The following is a 14,261-nucleotide window of genomic DNA, read 5'->3' as shown; positions in this document are numbered from 1 at the left end:
CTTTTCGCGGCCCGTATCCCGGTCTTGTGACACAAACTGCCGACACCACCGGGTAAAAATGACCCGATTCATCTTTCTGGCGAGTCATTTTTACTCGACTTACTGCGCCGCGCGTCGCCAGAACCCGCGCCGGGTGGGAAAAATCGGCCTGGCACGGAAGATGCAATACGGAAGATAAGACCACCCACAGGAGGATAAATGATGAAACGGAACACGAAAGCAGGCCTGGCACTGATCGCCCTGTCTCTGATGGTACTGGGCTCCAGCCCCGCACTGGCGCGGCACCACTGGGGGAACGGCGGCGGCATGTGGCAACAGAATGGCAGTGGGCTGAGCGCGGAGCAGCAGGCTACCGCGCAGAAAATCCACAATGATTTTTACAACCAGACTAACGCCCTGCGCCAACAACTGATGTCCAAACGCTATGAGTACAACGCGCTGTTAGCGACGAATCCGCCGGATACCGCCAAAATCAATGCGGTGGCGAAAGAAATGGAATCCTTAAGACAGTCACTGGATGAACAGCGAGTGAAACGGGACGTCGCCATGGCTCAGGCCGGTGTCTCTGGCGATATGGGGATGGGTTACGGCGGATGCGGTGGTCGTGGCGGCCACATGGGAATGGGACACTGGTAAATCGCTGATGGCCGGATGGCGGCTTTGCCTTATCCGGCCTACGTCAGACACGCTGTAGGCCTGATAAGCGTAGCGCCATCAGGCATTCAAAACGTTTTTTCTTTCGGCTGCCAGTGGCAGAAGTCGGAATTCGCCACCAGCAGAAGCTGTGCCCCTTCGGGCGCCTCCAGCCACGCCACGCTGACATCAACAGATGAACGGCTCTGGCGGCGCTCAATATGACTCATCGCCCTGGCGTCTAAATCCGGCTTAATCGTCTCGCCTTCGCAGGTGGTAACCGCATGTTCAGCGGCATGCCAGCGTCCCTGACGCAATACCACCCGCCCCTGACGCAATGCATCGCTGGTCTGGCGGATCTGCTCGGCACGATAACGGTATAATTCGATTTGATCGTTCGACAACTGCTGTTTATGGCCATCGACTTCGCGCTGCATAAAGCTCAGCTCGCCACGATCGTCAAAACGCACGCGGATATGTTCCGGCGGTTCGCTATAAATATTGAGTTCTATCAGTGAAAGGGAATCACCCTGCCAGCGGTACTCGCTGGTTGTGGTACTGCCATTACGCCACGGGCTAAAGACGGAAAGCAAATGGACGCCATCTGCGGCATCTTTGCGCCAGATACGCACCGCGCCCTGGTTATCAGCAAACCCACTGGCGGTAAACGGTGGAAGAGAGCTGTTATGGCTACAGGCCGTCAGCAACAGCACGCCCGCTAACGTCAACATGCGACGCCAGACAGACGAAAGGGGCGAAACCGCCCCTTCATTAAAACTGTTCACAGCCACGCGGTCTTACTTAACTGCGTCTTTCAGTGCTTTACCAGAAACAAACGCCGGTACGTTAGCTGCGGCGATTTTGATTTCTTTACCGGTCTGCGGGTTGCGGCCAGTGCGCTCAGCACGGTGGTTCACTTTGAAGGTACCGAAACCAACCAGTTGTACAGCATCGCCTTCTTTCAGAGACTCAGTAATAGCAGCCAGAGTGGATTCCAGAGCGGCTTTAGCCTGGGTTTTGGACAGTTCTGCTTTGTCTGCAATTACATCAATCAGTTGAGTCTTGTTCATAAGTTATCCTTACAATGTGTTTATCGCTTGCTAAGCATCGAGTGCGACGGAAATGCCAGAAAAGCACTCTCCTGCATACACGCACCGATAGCCACTTTTTTTCGCCCTCCAAATGTAGACCAGACGGGGGGCGGAAGGGAAGCCTCCAGGTACGACAATTCAGAAGTTAAATCACGTTTTCGTGTCTTACTGCTGCAAATTTATACCGATATTGCTCTCACCAGCCTCACGCAGGTCTGCTCTAAGCCCTTTTATCAGCTCAATGTCGCGTTCTTCGCAGTCTGCTAAAAGTCGGAATATTTCCCACTGAATATCCCACTCCTGCTCCACCGCCGGGTTACCGTTGAGCTCTTCATCGCTCATTTCTCGACCAGCCTGGGTCATTTCCAGCATCGCAACCGTGGTAATGGAGGTCTTACTGACTTCAATGGCGTGTTCCAGCGTCTCACCGCTCAGACGAGAATGCACCAATTCGCTTAACGCCACGCAGGCATCAATGGCCGGATAAACTCCGTACAGGTCATAATCATCAGCCGTCGGGATCGCTTCTTCAAACTTCTCCAGTTGGCTGTCGAAATTCACTTTCGCGTCTTTGACCGTCAGCGTCTCCCAGATCAGGTCCAGAATACGACGGTACACCTGCCCATCGCCAAACCCGGTCTGTTGGCAGAACATGGCATAGTTCGGGTACATGCGCTCACACAGACAGGCCATAAAAGTGACATGCTGCCAGCTTTCCAGACGTTCCAGACGCAGATGAATCGGGTTTTGTAACATGATGAATTCTCAAATCAGAAATTAGCGGCAGTGTACATCAATCAGGGTTGAATTTCCTGCCATCGCATAAACGCCGGACGTTCTGATGCCACGGCATCCGCCCAGCGGGTCGGCTCGGGTAGACGATAGCCGTTCATGCAGCGCTGTACCCACGCCAGAGCGCTGTCCAGCCCCACGCGATGGCCGGTAGAAATAAACAGAGGATTACAGCGCGCTTTGCTGCGCCAGACCCACGCCAGCGGTTCGCCTTTATCCATCAGCGGCGCCAGTGCGCCAGGTTCAGCGCCGAGGGGATCAAATGTGCCGCACAGCCGCTTTTTCGCCACGCCAATGGTCGGTACATCCACCAGCAGCCCAAAGTGGCTGGCCACGCCGAGGCGGCGCGGGTGGGAGATGCCGTGCCCATCCACAAACACCAAATCCGGTTTTTGCGACAACTGTTCCCACGCAACCAGCAGCGCGGGAGTTTCGCGAAAGGAGAGAAAGCCAGGAATATAGGGCATGGTGGTGGCGATGCGCGCCACCTGGTATTCGAGCAGTTCCAGCGAGGGATATTTCAGCAACACAATCGCGGCTCGCGTCACCTCTCCGCCCTGCTCAAACCCCACGTCGGCGCCGGCTATCAGATCCGGTGGCGAGCTATCGAAACGATCCGTACGGATCACCGATGAGGCCAGTTCAAGCTGCTGAGCACGTAGCGACGCGAGATCCATACTGACGCCCTATTTATGATACTGCGCAGATAAGCGGTGCACCGCCTCCACAAAAACGCCAGCATGTTCTGGCGGCACGTCCTGATGAATGCCGTGGCCGAGGTTAAAAACGTGGCCCTCGCCCTGACCGAAACCGGAGAGGATCGTCGCCACCTCTTCTTCGATACGCGCCGCAGGCGCATAGAGCATCGACGGGTCCATATTGCCCTGCAAAGCCACTTTGTGCCCGACACGACGACGCGCATCGGCAATGTCGGTGGTCCAGTCGAGTCCGAGCGCATCGCAGCCGGTTTCCGCCATCGCCTCCAGCCATTGTCCGCCGCCTTTGGTAAACAGCGTGACGGGCACACGACGCCCTTCATTCTCACGCAGCAGGCCATCGACAATTTTGTGCATGTAATAGAGCGAGAACTGCTGATAATCGCGCCCGGTCAGCACGCCACCCCAGGTGTCAAAAATCATCACCGACTGCGCACCCGCTTTGATTTGAGCATTGAGATACAGCGTGACGCTCTTCGCCAGCTTATCGAGCAGCGCATGCAGCGTTTTCGGGTCGGCGTACATCATCTTTTTAATCACGGTAAAGGCTTTGCTGCTTCCGCCTTCGACCATGTAGGTCGCCAGCGTCCACGGACTGCCGGAGAAACCAATCAGCGGCACGTCGCCTTTCAGTTCGCGACGAATCGTGCGTACCGCGTTCATCACGTAGCCGAGTTCATCTTCCGGATCAGGAATTGGCAATTTATCGACGTCGGCTTTGCAGGCCACGGGTTCAGTGAAACGCGGGCCTTCGCCGGCTTCAAAATAGAGGCCCAGCCCCATTGCATCCGGAATGGTCAGGATATCGGAGAAGAGGATCGCCGCATCAAGCGGATAACGGCGCAGCGGCTGGAGTGTCACTTCGCAGGCCAGCTCAGCATTTTTGCACAGCGACATAAAATCACCCGCCTCAGTACGGGTGGCTTTATATTCCGGTAAATAGCGGCCCGCCTGGCGCATCATCCATACCGGGGTAACATCAACGGGCTGGCGCAGCAGCGCACGCAGATAACGATCGTTTTTCAGTTCGGTCATTTTTGCAGTTCCTTATTGCGTCAGGCCGTCAGTGTATACACAAAATCATTCAGAGTGGAGCAAGGCGACAACTGAATGAATCCCCAGGAGCTTACTCAGATAAGTGACTGGGGTGATTGAAGGCAGTCAACGAAGGGCCACTTTGAAGGATGAAGTGTATCACGTGATTCATTCATACTCAGCCCGACAGATTGCCACGGTATCCTCGATCAGACGCCGTGCAACGGTGCCTGGCGGCGGCAGGAGCGGTAAATCATCGTAACGATACCAGTTAGCCTCCAGCAGCTCTTTCGGGTCGATGACTATCTCGCCGCTGTCATACTCCGCCATAAATGCGGTCATTAGCGACATCGGGAAAGGCCACGGCTGCGAGGTCACATAGCGCAGGTTTTTCACTTTGATGCCGCTCTCTTCCATTACCTCACGCGCTACCGCCTGCTCCAGGGTTTCGCCCACCTCAACGAATCCGGCGAGCACGGTATGCACGCCGTTACGGTGGCGTACGTGCTGGGCAAGCAGGATGGAATCATCACGGCGAATCGCGACAATAATGCAGGGGGCGATTTGCGGATAGTAACGTTCGCGGCAGTGGGTACAGAGCATCGCCCATTCGGTTTTACTGGGATGCATGGGGTGTCCGCAGTAACCGCAGAACTTATGCGATCGATAAAACTCGGCCAGCTGCACACCGCGCCCCGCCAGTTGAAACAGGCCCACATCCTGATCGAGTACCTGGCGAACCGATCCCATTTCGTGCCGCCGGTGCTGTTGTACCAGCCAGACGGGCTCGCCTTCCCACTCTCCGATACGCAGCGCAGGCTGCCCGACAAGATCGAAATTTGTCGCATCGCCATGTGGCAATTCGCCGTGAGGCAACCATAATTTTTGCTCATGGCTGACTATCCACCAGCCGCTGTCTAATTTTTCAATAATACGATCCATAGCTCTTGCACTACCTTTGCTTCACTGGCATGTTGATAACATTATTTTTACAATTCCTGCGTGAGCAGTTTTAAAATCTACACTTGCGGAGTCAATCATGCTAAACCAGCTGGAAGACCTGACAGAGCGCGTCAGAGGAAGTAACAAACTGGTTGATCGCTGGCTACATATACGTAAGCACCTGCTCGTGGCTTACTACAATCTGGTTGGCATTAAGCCTGGCAAAGAATCGTACATGCAGCTGAATGAAAAAGCGCTGGATGATTTTTGTCAGAGCCTGGTCGATTATCTCTCCACCGGACACTTCAGTATTTATGAACGTATTCTTCATAAATTGGAAGGCAACGGGCAGCTTTTAAAAGCGACAAAAATTTGGCCGCTACTGGAAGCTAACACACAACGCATCATGGACTATTATGACTCCAGCCTGGAAACGGCGATAGATCACGATAACTGCCTGGAGTTTCAACAGGTTCTGTCCGATCTTGGCGAAGCGCTGGAAGCCCGGTTTGCCCTTGAAGATAAGCTTATCATGCTGGTATTTGACGCCATGCACGACAACGCCGTCATCAAACGTCCTGCTTGAGTTCTGCGCGTTTAGCGCGTAATTTACAAACGTCCCCCTCTTCGGAGGGGCGTTATCTTGTCGGAGTGCTTATTTTCCACAATAGCATTCGTGATGCGTCAAGGCGGCACGTCAGTGAACCTCCTGGAGCTTACATCAGTAAGTGACGGGAGTAAGCGGGCAAAGCCAACGAAGAGGCAGCGCGAAAGATGAAGTGGAAAAGGCTGAGACCGTTAATTCGGGATCCGCGGAACCTGATCAGGTTAAAACCTGCGAAGGGAACAAGAGTAATTCTGCTTTATGCGTAAGCCTTTATGGGCGGCGCACATCTATTACTCCTCCGTCGTCTGACAAGCCATCTCCTTACTTTTTGGAATGAGCTATGTCTGCAACTACACCTAAATTGTCCCGCCGCGAACAACGCGCGCAAGCACAACACTTCATCGATACCCTGGAAGGCACCGCTTTCCCGAACTCAAAACGAATCTATATCACGGGTTCACAAGCGGATATCCGCATTCCGATGCGTGAGATCCAGCTTAGCCCGACGCTCATCGGCGGCAGCAAAGAGAATCCGCAGTTTGAAGAGAACGAAGCGGTGCCTGTGTACGACACCTCCGGCCCGTATGGCGATCCGGAAGTGGCGATTAACGTTCAGCAGGGTCTGGCGAAGCTGCGTCAACCGTGGATTGATGCTCGCCATGACAGCGAGGAACTGACCGACCGCAGCTCGGCGTACACCAAAGAACGCCTGGCCGATGATGGCCTTGATAAACTTCGCTTCACCGGACTACTGACGCCAAAACGCGCCAAAGCGGGCAAGTGCGTAACCCAGTTGCACTACGCCCGCCAGGGCGTCGTGACCCCGGAAATGGAGTTTATCGCCATCCGTGAAAACATGGGCCGTGAGCGTATCCGCAGCGAAGTGTTACGCCAGCAGCATCCGGGCGAGGGATTCGGCGCGCGACTACCGGAAAACATCACGCCGGAATTTGTGCGTGACGAAGTGGCCGCCGGACGGGCGATCATTCCCGCCAACATCAACCACCCGGAATCTGAGCCGATGATTATTGGCCGTAACTTCCTGGTGAAAGTGAATGCCAACATCGGTAACTCTGCCGTCACCTCCTCTATCGAAGAAGAAGTGGAGAAACTGGTGTGGTCAACACGCTGGGGAGCGGACACCGTGATGGATCTCTCCACTGGCCGCTACATTCACGAAACCCGCGAGTGGATCCTGCGTAACAGCCCGGTGCCGATCGGCACCGTACCGATCTACCAGGCGCTGGAGAAGGTTAACGGGATCGCCGAAGATCTGACCTGGGAAGCCTTCCGCGATACGCTGCTGGAGCAGGCTGAACAGGGCGTAGACTACTTCACCATCCATGCCGGTGTGCTGCTGCGCTATGTGCCGATGACCGCAAAACGCCTGACGGGGATTGTCTCGCGCGGCGGTTCGATCATGGCGAAATGGTGTCTCTCTCATCACAAAGAAAACTTCCTGTATGAGCACTTCCGCGAGATTTGCGAAATCTGCGCCGCGTATGACGTTGCGCTGTCGCTCGGTGACGGCCTGCGCCCCGGTTCCATTCAGGACGCCAACGACGAGGCGCAGTTCTCGGAACTGCATACGCTGGGTGAACTGACGAAGATCGCCTGGGAATATGATGTGCAGGTGATGATTGAAGGCCCTGGTCATGTGCCAATGCAGATGATCCGTCGCAACATGACCGAAGAGCTGGAGCACTGCCACGAAGCGCCGTTCTATACACTCGGGCCGCTGACCACCGATATCGCACCGGGTTACGACCATTTCACCTCGGGGATTGGCGCGGCGATGATCGGCTGGTTTGGCTGCGCGATGCTCTGTTACGTCACGCCAAAAGAGCACCTCGGTCTGCCGAACAAAGAGGATGTAAAACAGGGGCTGATTACCTACAAGATTGCTGCTCATGCCGCCGACCTCGCGAAGGGGCATCCGGGTGCGCAAATTCGTGATAACGCGATGTCGAAAGCGCGCTTCGAATTCCGCTGGGAGGATCAGTTCAACCTGGCGCTCGATCCGTTCACCGCCCGCGCCTACCACGATGAAACATTGCCACAGGAGTCCGGCAAAGTGGCGCACTTCTGCTCCATGTGTGGCCCGAAATTCTGCTCAATGAAAATCAGCCAGGAGGTCCGCGACTACGCGGCAGCGCAAACCATCGAAGTGGGCATGGCGGATATGTCAGAAAACTTCCGCGCCAAAGGCGGTGAAATCTACCTCAAACGGGAGGAAGCCTGATGGTTCAGCCTGATTTCCCAACGGTTCCGTTTTGTCTTGGCCTCTATCCGGTTGTCGACAGCGTGGCGTGGATCGCACGTCTGCTCGACGCTGGCGTGCGCACGCTTCAGTTGCGCATCAAAGATAAGCGCGATGAAGACGTGGAAGCCGACGTGATGGCCGCCATCGAACTGGGGCGGAACGCTAATGCCCGCCTGTTTATTAACGATTACTGGCGACTGGCGATCAAACACCGTGCGTATGGCGTGCACCTGGGTCAGGAAGACCTGGAAACCACCGATCTGAACGCGATCCAGGCGGCGGGATTACGCCTTGGCGTCTCGACGCACGACGACATGGAGATCGACGTGGCGCTGGCGGCACGTCCCTCCTACATCGCACTGGGCCATGTCTTCCCGACACAGACCAAGCAGATGCCATCTGCGCCGCAGGGACTGGAACAACTCGCACGGCATATCGACCGTCTGCACGATTACCCAACCGTCGCCATTGGCGGGATCAGTCTGGAGCGCGCACCGGCGGTACTGGCGACTGGCGTAGGAAGCATTGCGGTGGTCAGCGCCATTACCCAGGCGGCGGACTGGCGCGCGGCAACCGCGCAGTTGCTGGCGATAGCAGGAGCAGGCGATGAATGACCGTGACTTTATGCGCTATAGCCGTCAGATCCTGCTGGACGATATCGCCATCGACGGACAACAAAAGCTGCTCGCCAGCCGCGTACTGATCGTCGGGCTGGGGGGATTAGGCTCCCCGGCCGCGCTGTATCTGGCGGGTGCCGGTGTCGGTACGCTGGTGCTGGCTGACGACGATGACGTTCATCTCAGTAATCTGCAACGGCAGATCCTGTTCACCACGGATGACATTGCCCGCGCGAAATCGCAGGTCGCACAGCAGCGACTGGCGCGACTCAATCCGGATATCAACCTGCTCTCGCTACCGCAACGTCTGAGTGGCGAGGCGCTCAGCCATGCGGTGGCGCAAGCGGATGTGGTACTCGACTGTACCGACAACATGGCAACGCGTCAGGAGATTAACGCCGCATGCGTGGCGCTTGATACCCCGCTTATCACCGCCAGCGCGGTCGGTTTTGGCGGCCAGTTGATGGTACTGACGCCACCCTGGACGCAAGGCTGCTACCGCTGTTTGTGGCCGGACGCCGCAGAGCCCGAACGCAACTGCCGTACGGCGGGCATTGTCGGTCCCGTCGTCGGTGTGATGGGGACGTTACAGGCGCTGGAGGCGATCAAACTCCTCAGCGGTATGGACACGCCCGCTGGCGAGTTGCGTCTGTTTGACGGTAAAACCAGCCAGTGGCGCAGTCTGGCATTACGCCGCGCCAGCGGGTGTCCGGTATGTGGAGGACGACATGCGAATCCAGTTCAATGATGAGCCGATGCAGTGCGCAGACGGACTCTCTGTACATACGCTACTGACTCAGTTGAAGCAGTTAAAACCCGGTGCCGCGCTGGCGCTGAATCAACAGATCCTGCCCCGCGAACAGTGGGAGCAGCACATCGTGCAGGAAGGCGACCAGATCCTGCTTTTTCAGGTTATCGCAGGGGGCTGAAATGTTACGTATTGCAGACAAAACGTTTGATTCACATTTGTTCACAGGCACGGGTAAATTTGCGTCACCGGCCTTAATGATTGACGCGATCCGCGCCTCTGGCAGTCAACTGGTGACGCTGGCCATGAAGCGTGTGGACTTACGCCAACACAATGACGCCATTCTGGCCCCGCTTCTCGACGCGGGCGTCACCCTGCTACCCAACACGTCCGGGGCGAAAACGGCGGAAGAGGCGATCTTTGCCGCACAACTCGCGCGCGAGGCGCTCGGTACCCACTGGCTGAAGCTGGAAATTCATCCCGATGCGCGCTGGTTGCTGCCGGACCCGATTGAAACGCTGAAAGCCGCCGACGCGCTGGTAAAACAAGGATTTGTGGTGCTTCCCTATTGCGGTGCGGATCCGGTGCTGTGCAAACGGCTGGAAGAGGTGGGATGCGCAGCGGTGATGCCGCTCGGCGCGCCGATTGGCTCTAATCAGGGCCTGGAAACCCGGGCCATGCTGGAGATCATTATCCAGCAGTCCACCGTTCCGGTGGTAGTGGATGCAGGAATTGGCGTACCCAGCCATGCCACGCAGGCGCTGGAAATGGGCGCAGATGCGGTGCTGGTGAATACAGCGATTGCCGTAGCAGACGATCCGGTGATGATGGCCCGCGCCTTCCGTCTGGCGGTGGAAGCGGGTCTTCTGGCGCGGCAGGCCGGACCGGGTCGTCGCAGCCGCCAGGCGCAGGCCACCAGCCCGCTGACCGGTTTCCTGGAGGCTTCGGCATGAAAACGTTCACTGACCGCTGGCGACAACTCGACTGGGACGACATCCGCCTGCGCATCAATAGCAAAACGTCTGCTGATGTCGAACGAGCGCTAAATGCGTCCCGCCCCAGTCGCGACGATATGATGGCGCTGCTGTCTCCTGCCGCGAGCACATACCTCGAACCGCTGGCGCAGCGGGCACAGACGCTCACCCGCCAGCGCTTTGGCAATACGGTGAGCTTTTACGTCCCGCTGTATCTCTCCAATCTGTGTGCTAACGACTGTAGCTACTGCGGTTTTTCGATGAGCAACCGCATCAAGCGCAAAACGCTGGATGAGGCGGAAATTGTCCGGGAGTGCGCGGCGATCCGCGAGTTGGGTTTCGAACATCTCCTGCTGGTCACCGGCGAGCATCAGGCAAAGGTCGGGATGGACTATTTTCGTCGCCACGTGCCTACCATTCGCCAGCAGTTTTCGTCGCTGCACATGGAAGTGCAGCCGTTAGCCGAGGCAGAATATGCCGAACTGAAAACGCTGGGGCTCGACGGGGTGATGGTCTATCAGGAGACCTATCACGAAGCGATGTATGCGCAGCACCATCTGAAAGGGAGAAAACAGGATTTCTTCTGGCGTCTGGAAACCCCGGACCGACTGGGACGCGCAGGTATCGACAAGATCGGACTCGGTGCGCTGATTGGCCTTTCCGACAACTGGCGGGTGGATTGCTACATGGTTGCTGAGCATCTGTTGTGGCTTCAGCAGCACTACTGGCAGAGTCGCTACTCGATTTCGTTTCCGCGCCTGCGTCCATGCGCTGGCGGTATTGAACCCGCCTCACTCATGGATGAGCGCCAACTGGTGCAAACCATTTGCGCGTTCCGTCTGCTGGCTCCGGAGATTGAGTTGTCGCTGTCTACACGGGAATCGCCCTGGTTTCGCGACCACGTGATCCCGCTGGCGATTAACAATGTCAGCGCGTTCTCGAAAACCCAGCCCGGCGGGTATGCGGACGATCATCCCGAACTGGAACAGTTTGCGCCACATGACAACCGTCGCCCAGAAACCGTCGCCAACGCGCTCTCCGCGCAGGGGCTACAACCGGTGTGGAAGGACTGGGATGCGTATCTGGGGCGCGCTTCGCAAAGGCTATGAACCGTCATGCAAACGGGTAACCCTTTTACGAGCCGCGACGAAAAAGAGAAAACGAGAGGTTGTCGTCAGCCTCTCACTTTTTTAACGTATCACCGTCAGCCGTAGCGCTGTCCAGGGCGAAAAGCTTCTTCCTCGTTTCGCCCTGCCTTCGCCGAAATCAGCAATATTAAACACCAATTTCAGCCCTAAATGGCCACAGAGAGGGACACATCTTAAGATAAATCATCTCGACTTATCTTCACGATATTATAATTGCCTACATTCTTTCCTGATATGCAGAGCCACGTTGCTGGTTTCACTTCGCACTTCTCTTCAGGATTTACACTTTCTGGATACGTTAACGTAATGGCTGGTCATAACAGAAAACTTTCATTCACGACGCCTATATTGGTGAGCTTTACGGGAATCATACTCAGCTTTGTACTGATCGCCATATTCATTACCTTTACGCAGAAGAGTGATTTTCTTGAAGATTATCATGGCATTAATCGGAACTTCACTCATAACCTGGCGGTGAACTATACCGAGTCTTTGCTGCGCGAAAATGATTATATTCTGGGTCGTGCGGCGACTTACTTTTCTCGCAATGACCACCTGAACGACACGGTGAGCCTCGATCCGGAAGAGGGGTTGAAAACCATCATGCAATTGCAGACGCTGATGCCGTCAGTCTCCTCGATCTCACTGGTGGATACCGAAGGTCATTATCTGCGCGCCCCCCAGGTGCAGAACACCGAACGCAGTAAAACGTTCGATGTGAAATCGCGCCCCTGGTTTATGGATCAGGCTGAAGCCAGTACGTTCAGCAATTATACCGCGCCCTATATTGATTATTTCACGCACCACCCAACGGTCACGATCTTCAAACCGGTCATCTCTCCCGAAGGGAAAATGAAAGGTACGATTGCGTTTCACCTTGATCTGACGTCGATGGGTTACGCGCTGCGTCAGATGGTGGCTCCCGTCCAGGGCGAATTTTTTGTGGTCGACCGTGATGGAAAAGTGGTGCTGCATCCGGATACGGGCGCGCTGTTTAAACAGTATGTCAGTAAAAAAATCATGAGCCGGATGACCAGCGGTGAAGGACACCTCTACGACCCGGACACCGAGGACTGGTACTACTATTATTCGTTCACCAACCCGGACTGGTTTGTGATTTATCGGGTTTCAGAGACAACCCTCGTCGACCTGACACGCCACGAGACCAACATTGTGGTCTGGGGATTTGCCCTCGCGGCGATCATCATTGCGCTGTTTGGTCTCTATCTACGCCACGCTTCACGCACGGTGCTGATGAACATCATCAACGCGATCAAGACCGGCGATGTTAAACGCGCACCACGCCTTGAAGCGATGTTGAGCAAAGCTATCGAGTCCAATAAAGAGCGCGAACTGGCTTACGTTCGACAAGCGACCATTGATGCCCTGACCGGTTGCAAAAACCGCCGCGCATTCGACAGCGATATCGCCGCGCTGATGAACGATCATCAACCGTTCGCCCTGGCACTGGTGGATATTGATAACTTTAAGTCTATCAACGATACCTGGGGCCATCTGAATGGTGACATCGTCCTGCGCAACGTCGCGCGCGAAGGGATTCAGATCATGCAACCTGCCGCCGTTTCCGTTTATCGTTATGGCGGCGAGGAGTTTGCCGTGCTGTTCTCGGGTGAGCCACTGAACAACGCACATACCCTGGTGGAGCGCTGGCGTATTGAGGTCGAGAAGCGCTCCTGGCGTGAAGAGGGTCTGCACGTCACCTTTAGCGCCGGACTCGGGGAATGGAATCTGGAGGCTCAGGAACAACTGATCATGCGCGTTGATGAAGCGCTATACAAAGCCAAGCAGGAAGGAAAAAACCGGATCATCATCGCGAATCGCTAGTCTTTCTCCTTCTCTGCAACACCCGTTACGATGGGCTTTTTCCAATTTGAGAAAAACCGCAACCGGTTTCATTATTTGTGCGATTTCTTTGTGATGCTTTACACACATTCACGGTAAGGCGGTTGTTCTCATCACAGCCTCAGACTAAAGATGAGGTATCAACGAACCGTGAGAGCGAACTATGAAGAATATCGTTTTATGCTGTGCCGCCGGTATGTCCACCAGCATGCTGGTACAACGAATGAAAGACGCCGCTCAAAAGAAAGGGGTCGAGGTGACAATCAAAGCCGTGCCCGTCGCTGAATTTAAAGAGATTATTGCCACGGCGGATATCGTCCTGCTGGGTCCGCAGGTCAAGTACGAACAGGCGAAATTGCAGGCACTGGCCGATCCGCTTGGTAAGAAGGTCGCGGTGATCGACATGATGGATTACGGCATGATGAAAGGCGATGCCGTTCTGGAAAAAGCCCTGAAGCTGATGGAGTCATAACATGGAAGAGTTAGAAACCATCATTATGGAGCTGCTGGTTAATGCCGGTTCGGCGCGTAGTCAGGCGTTGACTGCCCTGCAACTGGCCCGCAAGGGCGACTTTGCCGGTGCAGAACAGGCGATGGAAGAGTCGCGCGATTTCGTCAGGCTGGCGCATAAAATCCAGACGCAGCTGATCGGTATTGATGAAGGAACCGGTAAGCTTCCGGTGAATCTGATCACCGTCCACTCGCAGGACCATCTGATGAACGCGATGGTGATTCAGGATCTGGCGGGCGACATGATTGAGCTGTATCGCCGCTTGCCGCCGGTAAATTAATACGCATCATGTTTTGCCGGATGGCGTCACAAGCGACTTAT

The 14,261-nt window shown here is 55.6% G+C and carries 17 protein-coding genes and 1 riboswitch; of the genes, 11 read left to right on the top strand and 6 right to left on the bottom strand.

From position 1 onward, the window contains the following. Nucleotides 1-201: 201 nt before the first annotated feature. Nucleotides 202-636 (top strand): zinc resistance sensor/chaperone ZraP, encoded by a 435-nt coding sequence (gene zraP, locus F384_RS22025; RefSeq protein WP_046498501.1) that lies wholly within the window; start codon nucleotides 202-204, stop codon nucleotides 634-636. 86 nt (nucleotides 637-722) lie between these two features. Here zraP and F384_RS22020 read toward each other — a convergent pair whose 3' ends face one another. The 6 genes from F384_RS22020 to nudC form a co-directional block, all read right to left on the bottom strand. Then, on the bottom strand, nucleotides 723-1,418 hold the full coding sequence (locus F384_RS22020; RefSeq protein ID WP_046498498.1) for a DUF1481 domain-containing protein: 696 nt from the start codon (nucleotides 1,416-1,418) through the stop codon (nucleotides 723-725). 12 nt (nucleotides 1,419-1,430) lie between these two features. Next, the gene (gene hupA, locus F384_RS22015; protein ID WP_001044509.1) at nucleotides 1,431-1,703 is read right to left on the bottom strand and encodes a nucleoid-associated protein HU-alpha; all 273 of its coding nucleotides are present in this window, start codon (nucleotides 1,701-1,703) and stop codon (nucleotides 1,431-1,433) included. Between the two features lie 186 nt (nucleotides 1,704-1,889). Next, on the bottom strand, nucleotides 1,890-2,480 hold the full coding sequence (locus F384_RS22010; RefSeq protein WP_046493782.1) for a YjaG family protein: 591 nt from the start codon (nucleotides 2,478-2,480) through the stop codon (nucleotides 1,890-1,892). A gap of 41 nt (nucleotides 2,481-2,521) precedes the next feature. After that, on the bottom strand, nucleotides 2,522-3,193 hold the full coding sequence (gene nfi / locus F384_RS22005; protein WP_046493780.1) for a deoxyribonuclease V: 672 nt from the start codon (nucleotides 3,191-3,193) through the stop codon (nucleotides 2,522-2,524). A 9-nt stretch (nucleotides 3,194-3,202) separates the two neighbouring features. Next, nucleotides 3,203-4,267, bottom strand: coding sequence for a uroporphyrinogen decarboxylase (gene hemE, locus F384_RS22000; protein ID WP_046493778.1), 1,065 nt, complete (start codon nucleotides 4,265-4,267; stop codon nucleotides 3,203-3,205). A gap of 168 nt (nucleotides 4,268-4,435) precedes the next feature. Further along, nucleotides 4,436-5,209 (bottom strand): NAD(+) diphosphatase, encoded by a 774-nt coding sequence (gene nudC, locus F384_RS21995; protein ID WP_046493776.1) that lies wholly within the window; start codon nucleotides 5,207-5,209, stop codon nucleotides 4,436-4,438. Between the two features lie 97 nt (nucleotides 5,210-5,306). Between nudC and F384_RS21990 the strand changes: the two genes are divergently transcribed. The 10 genes from F384_RS21990 (at nucleotide 5,307) to F384_RS21945 (ending at nucleotide 14,220) form a co-directional block, all read left to right on the top strand. Next, nucleotides 5,307-5,795, top strand: coding sequence for an Rsd/AlgQ family anti-sigma factor (locus tag F384_RS21990; RefSeq protein ID WP_046493774.1), 489 nt, complete (start codon nucleotides 5,307-5,309; stop codon nucleotides 5,793-5,795). 51 nt (nucleotides 5,796-5,846) lie between these two features. Then, nucleotides 5,847-6,072: riboswitch (TPP riboswitch) on the top strand. A gap of 84 nt (nucleotides 6,073-6,156) precedes the next feature. After that, the gene (thiC, locus tag F384_RS21985; protein ID WP_046493772.1) at nucleotides 6,157-8,058 is read left to right on the top strand and encodes a phosphomethylpyrimidine synthase ThiC; all 1,902 of its coding nucleotides are present in this window, start codon (nucleotides 6,157-6,159) and stop codon (nucleotides 8,056-8,058) included. Beyond that, a complete protein-coding gene (gene thiE, locus F384_RS21980; RefSeq protein WP_046493770.1) occupies nucleotides 8,058-8,693 on the top strand; it encodes a thiamine phosphate synthase in 636 nt (211 codons plus the stop codon). Before thiC ends, thiE begins: the two co-directional genes overlap by 1 nt. Next, nucleotides 8,686-9,444, top strand: coding sequence for a HesA/MoeB/ThiF family protein (locus F384_RS21975; protein ID WP_046493768.1), 759 nt, complete (start codon nucleotides 8,686-8,688; stop codon nucleotides 9,442-9,444). The genes thiE and F384_RS21975 overlap by 8 nt, the downstream gene beginning before the upstream one ends. Continuing rightward, entirely contained in the window at nucleotides 9,425-9,625 is a 201-nt protein-coding gene (thiS, locus tag F384_RS21970) for a sulfur carrier protein ThiS (protein ID WP_046493766.1), read from the top strand. Before F384_RS21975 ends, thiS begins: the two co-directional genes overlap by 20 nt. A gap of 1 nt (nucleotide 9,626) precedes the next feature. Beyond that, nucleotides 9,627-10,397 (top strand): thiazole synthase, encoded by a 771-nt coding sequence (gene thiG / locus F384_RS21965; protein ID WP_046493764.1) that lies wholly within the window; start codon nucleotides 9,627-9,629, stop codon nucleotides 10,395-10,397. Next, nucleotides 10,394-11,527 carry a 2-iminoacetate synthase ThiH gene (gene thiH / locus F384_RS21960; RefSeq protein WP_046493761.1) on the top strand — a complete coding sequence of 378 codons (1,134 nt, stop codon included), beginning with the start codon at nucleotides 10,394-10,396 and terminating at the stop codon, nucleotides 11,525-11,527. The genes thiG and thiH overlap by 4 nt, the downstream gene beginning before the upstream one ends. A 345-nt stretch (nucleotides 11,528-11,872) precedes the next feature. After that, entirely contained in the window at nucleotides 11,873-13,411 is a 1,539-nt protein-coding gene (locus F384_RS21955; protein WP_046493758.1) for a sensor domain-containing diguanylate cyclase, read from the top strand. A gap of 181 nt (nucleotides 13,412-13,592) precedes the next feature. Next, nucleotides 13,593-13,901: a PTS sugar transporter subunit IIB gene (locus tag F384_RS21950; protein WP_046493755.1), complete on the top strand. Its 309-nt coding sequence runs from the start codon at nucleotides 13,593-13,595 to the stop codon at nucleotides 13,899-13,901. A gap of 1 nt (nucleotide 13,902) precedes the next feature. Next, the gene (locus F384_RS21945; protein WP_046493751.1) at nucleotides 13,903-14,220 is read left to right on the top strand and encodes a PTS lactose/cellobiose transporter subunit IIA; all 318 of its coding nucleotides are present in this window, start codon (nucleotides 13,903-13,905) and stop codon (nucleotides 14,218-14,220) included. Nucleotides 14,221-14,261: the final 41 nt, after the last annotated feature.

The sequence above is a fragment of the Citrobacter amalonaticus Y19 genome (assembly GCF_000981805.1).
Lineage (GTDB): Bacteria > Pseudomonadota > Gammaproteobacteria > Enterobacterales > Enterobacteriaceae > Citrobacter_A > Citrobacter_A amalonaticus_C.
This window is presented reverse-complemented; position numbering and strand designations above follow the sequence as displayed.

Excerpts from the sequence above, each read along its gene's own strand:
- zraP (WP_046498501.1), top strand. The coding sequence starts at position 202 with ATGAAACGGAACACGAAAGCAGGCCTGGCACTGATCGCCCTGTCTCTG.
- hupA (WP_001044509.1), bottom strand. The coding sequence starts at position 1,703 with ATGAACAAGACTCAACTGATTGATGTAATTGCAGACAAAGCAGAACTG.
- F384_RS22010 (WP_046493782.1), bottom strand. The coding sequence starts at position 2,480 with ATGTTACAAAACCCGATTCATCTGCGTCTGGAACGTCTGGAAAGCTGG.
- nfi (WP_046493780.1), bottom strand. The coding sequence starts at position 3,193 with ATGGATCTCGCGTCGCTACGTGCTCAGCAGCTTGAACTGGCCTCATCG.
- hemE (WP_046493778.1), bottom strand. The coding sequence starts at position 4,267 with ATGACCGAACTGAAAAACGATCGTTATCTGCGTGCGCTGCTGCGCCAG.
- nudC (WP_046493776.1), bottom strand. The coding sequence starts at position 5,209 with ATGGATCGTATTATTGAAAAATTAGACAGCGGCTGGTGGATAGTCAGC.
- F384_RS21990 (WP_046493774.1), top strand. The coding sequence starts at position 5,307 with ATGCTAAACCAGCTGGAAGACCTGACAGAGCGCGTCAGAGGAAGTAAC.
- thiC (WP_046493772.1), top strand. The coding sequence starts at position 6,157 with ATGTCTGCAACTACACCTAAATTGTCCCGCCGCGAACAACGCGCGCAA.
- thiE (WP_046493770.1), top strand. The coding sequence starts at position 8,058 with ATGGTTCAGCCTGATTTCCCAACGGTTCCGTTTTGTCTTGGCCTCTAT.
- F384_RS21975 (WP_046493768.1), top strand. The coding sequence starts at position 8,686 with ATGAATGACCGTGACTTTATGCGCTATAGCCGTCAGATCCTGCTGGAC.
- thiS (WP_046493766.1), top strand. The coding sequence starts at position 9,425 with ATGCGAATCCAGTTCAATGATGAGCCGATGCAGTGCGCAGACGGACTC.
- thiG (WP_046493764.1), top strand. The coding sequence starts at position 9,627 with ATGTTACGTATTGCAGACAAAACGTTTGATTCACATTTGTTCACAGGC.
- thiH (WP_046493761.1), top strand. The coding sequence starts at position 10,394 with ATGAAAACGTTCACTGACCGCTGGCGACAACTCGACTGGGACGACATC.
- F384_RS21955 (WP_046493758.1), top strand. The coding sequence starts at position 11,873 with ATGGCTGGTCATAACAGAAAACTTTCATTCACGACGCCTATATTGGTG.
- F384_RS21950 (WP_046493755.1), top strand. The coding sequence starts at position 13,593 with ATGAAGAATATCGTTTTATGCTGTGCCGCCGGTATGTCCACCAGCATG.
- F384_RS21945 (WP_046493751.1), top strand. The coding sequence starts at position 13,903 with ATGGAAGAGTTAGAAACCATCATTATGGAGCTGCTGGTTAATGCCGGT.